Annotated in this window: 4 protein-coding genes; 2 read left to right on the forward strand and 2 right to left on the reverse strand. The window is 71.0% G+C overall.

Annotated features, from left to right (window positions below; translation table 11 throughout):
- Positions 1–748: 748 nt before the first annotated feature.
- Positions 749–1,489 (reverse strand): hydroxymethylbilane synthase, encoded by a 741-nt coding sequence (hemC, locus tag AB0H52_RS31530; protein ID WP_225854871.1) that lies wholly within the window; start codon positions 1,487–1,489, stop codon positions 749–751.
- 75 nt (positions 1,490–1,564) lie between these two features.
- Here hemC and AB0H52_RS31535 point away from each other — a divergent pair, with 75 nt between their 5' ends.
- Both AB0H52_RS31535 and AB0H52_RS31540 read left to right on the forward strand, forming a co-directional pair.
- Positions 1,565–2,047 carry an NUDIX domain-containing protein gene (locus AB0H52_RS31535; protein ID WP_225854872.1) on the forward strand — a complete coding sequence of 161 codons (483 nt, stop codon included), beginning with the start codon at positions 1,565–1,567 and terminating at the stop codon, positions 2,045–2,047.
- Between the two features lie 40 nt (positions 2,048–2,087).
- Positions 2,088–2,645, forward strand: coding sequence for a GNAT family N-acetyltransferase (locus AB0H52_RS31540; protein WP_151493201.1), 558 nt, complete (start codon positions 2,088–2,090; stop codon positions 2,643–2,645).
- A 3-nt stretch (positions 2,646–2,648) separates the two neighbouring features.
- Here the strand turns inward: AB0H52_RS31540 and AB0H52_RS31545 are convergent, their stop codons facing one another.
- Complete coding sequence (locus AB0H52_RS31545) at positions 2,649–3,110, reverse strand: HNH endonuclease (protein WP_151493202.1); 462 nt, start codon at positions 3,108–3,110, stop codon at positions 2,649–2,651.
- Positions 3,111–4,001 lie beyond the last annotated feature (891 nt).

Consider the following 4,001-nt stretch of genomic DNA (forward strand, 5'->3'; position numbering starts at 1 on the left):
TACCGACGCCGACGTGTTGGACGCTGTGATCGCCGAGTGGACGGCGACCCAGCATGCCCGCAGCTGCGTCGACACGCCGACGCAGCTGCGACTGGCCGAGTCGCCCTCGCCGTGGTGACGGCGTCCCGCAGGTCCGCGATGGCCCCGGGACCCGCGCCACCTACACCGAGACCCTGCGCCGGCTGCGCGAGACTGCCGGGGATCAGGTGCCGGTCGCGGCGCTCACCCCGGAGCTCTACGAGCAGACGATGGCCCGTTGGGACGAGCGGGCCGCGAACACCTGGAACAAGCACCTGTCCGCGCTGACCTCGTTCACCGCCTACTGCCGCCGTCAGGACTGGCTGACCATCGACCCCGGCCGGCGGCTGGAGCGCCGCAAGGTCACCCGGACCCGGGACAAGGCCATCCCGCGTGCCCGCCTGGAGCGGCTGTTCATCGACGACCGCAACCCGCTGCGCGAGCGGGTGCTGTGGCGGATGCTCTACGAGACCTGCGCCCGCGCCGAGGAGATTCTCGGCCTGGACGTGCCCTACCTCGACGTGGAGTTCCGCCGCGCTCTGGTTACCGAGAAGGGCGGCGACCGCGCCTACGTGCACTGGGAGACACCGACCGCACGGCTCCTGCCCCGGCTGCTGGCCGGGCGCACCGCCGGGCCGGTGTTCCTCGCCGACCGCCGAGCCGCAGCAGCCGGGCGCCGTGCGCCGGCCTTGGGTGACATCTGTCCGGAGACTGGCCGGGGCCGACTCTCCTACCCGCGCGCCGAGTACCTGTTCAAGCAGGCGTCCACGCTCCATGATCCGCACGGTGCCGGGTACACCCTCCACCAGCTGGCTGCCAGGTCACGGGTGCTGAGGTCGTCGTCCCGGCATTGCAGGACGAGGGTCCCGGAGCCGACGGCCGGGACCATCGTGTCGACGTCGATCGGGTGCGTGATCCGGGCGTCCTGCCCGATCCGCTCCAGCCCGGAGACCGCGAGCAGCAGCGCGTCGTAGGTGTCACCGGCGTCGAGCTTCGCGAGCCTGCTGTTCGCGTTGCCCCGGATGGACACCGGCACCAGAGTCGGCCAGTGCAGGGCCAGTTGCGCGACCCGCCGGACGGCGGAGGTGCCGATCCGGGTGCCGGCGGGCAGTTGGTCGATCCGCAGCCCGCCCGGGTGCACGAGGCAGTCCCGGACATCGTCGCGGGCCAGGTAGGCGGCCATCACCGTGCCAGCCGGTGCCGGTCGGTCCCCGGGGATGTCCTTGACGCAGTGCACCACCATGTCCACGTCCCCGGCGATCAGGGCGGCGTCGACCTCCTTGGTGAACGCCCCCTTGCCGCCCAGCGCGGCCAGGTCACCGTGCCACCGGTCCCCGCTGGTCGACATCGACAGCACGTCCACGGTGACGTCGGGGTGCCGGTCGGCGAGCATCGCGCGGACCCGCTCGACCTGGGCGAGGGCCATTGGAGAGTTGCGGGTGCCGATGCGCAGCAGGCGGGAGTCGGACATGTCCGCGAGGGTAGTCCGGCCGATGCCAGCACGGACGACCAGGTGCGCGGGCACCCAGAGGATCAGGAGAGCGATGTGATCACGCAACGGCTCCGGGTCGCCGCGTACGCGGTGTGCCTGCGAGATGAGCATCTGCTGCTCGCCCGCTGGGTCTCGCCCGACGGGGCGCGGCGACATTGGACGCTGCCCGGTGGAGGGGTCGAGCACGCCGAGGATCCGTTCGACGCCGTCGTGCGGGAGGTGGCCGAGGAGACGGGGTACGAGGCGCGGGTCGAGCATCTGCTCGGGGTGAACTCGCGAACGCGGCACGTCGAGCGCACCGACAGCGACGTCGTCGAGCTGCACATGCTGGCCGTGTTCTATCGGGCCCGGATCGCGGGCGGTGAGCTTCGACCCGAGACGGACGACACGACCGACCTGGCGCGTTGGATACCGATGACGCGGGTCGCCACCCTGGAGCGTTCCGTGGTGGTCGACATCGGACTTCAGCTGCACCGCGGCGCGCCGCCCACCGGGCACATGGAGCCGATCCCGATGACGGCCCTGCTGCGGCACTGAATTCTCGGCACCAGTCGGTCCGGTTCTCTACGATCGCCTGATGGTGCAGCCGAGCTACCCGATCCGCACCGAGCGGCTCACGCTGCGCCCGGTCACGATGGACGACCTCGACGACGTGTACGCGTATCAGAGCCGACGCGACGTCGTCCGCTGGATGCTCGGGGCCGAGCCGCGTACCCGGGAGCAGTCGCGGGCGTCGGTGCGCGCCATGGCGGGTGAGGACGCGTGGCGCGCGGAGGGCGACTGCCTGACGGTGGCCGTGGTCGGCGACACGGGGGTGATCGGGACCGTCGAGCTGGTGTGGCGCGGCGAGCGTGACCGCACGGCGGAACTCGGGTACGTCTTCCACCCCGACCACGGCGGTCGTGGGTTGGCCACGGAGGCGGTCACGGCGCTGGTGGACTGGGGGTTCGACGAGGCCGGGCTGCACCGGGTCTTCGGTCGGTGTCATGCCCGCAACGAGGCGTCAGCCCGTCTGATGGCCCGGATCGGGATGCGTCGGGAGGCCCACCATGTGCGGAGCTACCGGTATGACGGAGAGTGGGCGGACCAGCTTGTCTTCGCCGTCCTGTCCGACGAGTGGCGGCCGCGGGGCTGACGACTACGAGCGGCCGTACGCGGCACGTGCCTGGGCCACCTCGGCGGCCTCGCGCTCACGCCACCGGCGCTGCGCCTCCCGGTTGCACGCCCGGCAGACCCGGCGGTAGCGGCCGGTGCTCTCGTCGAGTTCGCGGTCGTGGCCGTTGCGGCACTGCGCGCGTTGGGTGCGGCCGCGGCGGGTCTCGGAGCGGCTGACCTGACGCAGATGTGTCGGCTCGATGCAGTCCGCGGCGCCGCAGGTGTGGTCGACGTCGAGGGCGGGGTCGTACCCGCCGACCAGGACCACGTACGCGGCGATGTGCGCCCAGGCCCGGCCGGCGACCTTCTGGTGGACCCCGCGGCGGGAGCCGTAGCCGTGGATGACCAGGCAGCCGCCGTCGGTGCGGTGTGCGCGTTGCAGCAGGTACGCGCGCAGCGACTCCTCGGTGTGGTAGCGGGACAGACCCCGCACGGCCGAGAGCACGATGTCACCGTACCCGCGCGTCGCGGATACGCCTGCTCAGGCCCGGCGCACGAACCCACCCACGCCGTCGCCACCGAGGTCAGGAACCGGCGGTACCCCTGCCGTGAACTTAAGAGGGCGGGAGCCGTTCCTGCCATGTCGGCTGCCGCAGTCGTCCTGGCTGGCCCGGCACGGATGGTGGCGCGGCCAGGTGGCCTCGCATGGTTCGTTCACGATTGTCGGAGGAGAAATCGCTCATGCCTGAAAGAGTCGAGAACCTCACCGGGAGATCCGCCCGCGATTTCCTCGCGCATACTCTCGATGGAGACATGCCGAGGCGGGTCGAGAACCTCACCGGGAGACCTACCCGCGATTTCCTCGTGCATACTCTCGATGGAGACAGGCCGAGGCGGGTCGAGAACCTCACCGGGGGACCTGCCCGCGATTTCCTCGCGCATACTCTCGATGGAGACAGGCCGAGGCGGGTCGAGAACCTCACCGGGGGACCCGCCCGCGATTTCCTCGCGCATAGCCGGCGCGAGCATCGATACTCCGATCTGACGTTGCTCCAAGCCCCCGGCGTCGCCGCGGTCGCGCGTCAGGGAAGTGGTGGCCGAGCAGCCGCAGGACGAGTTACACCAGGCGGGGTCGACCACATGGCGGCGATTGCCTCTGCTGCCTCCCTCACATCGTCGACATCTGCGGGCACCCCTGGTCGGAATACCCCTGCAGCCCAACCCACGCTCGCTCGCCGAAGCGCGATGCGGCGGGACAGCGGTTCGGCGCCGTCCAGTTCCACGGGGCGAAGCCGCAGGGGTTAGTGGTCCGAGCCGGAAGTCCGTCGGGGGTTGATGGGTGACGGGTGCGGTCAGGGTCCGGGTGTGATGGTGCCGATGTGGATGTCGTAGACGA

Origin of the sequence: Micromonospora sp. NPDC050695 (genome assembly GCF_040654415.1) — a bacterium.
GTDB lineage: Bacteria > Actinomycetota > Actinomycetes > Mycobacteriales > Micromonosporaceae > Micromonospora.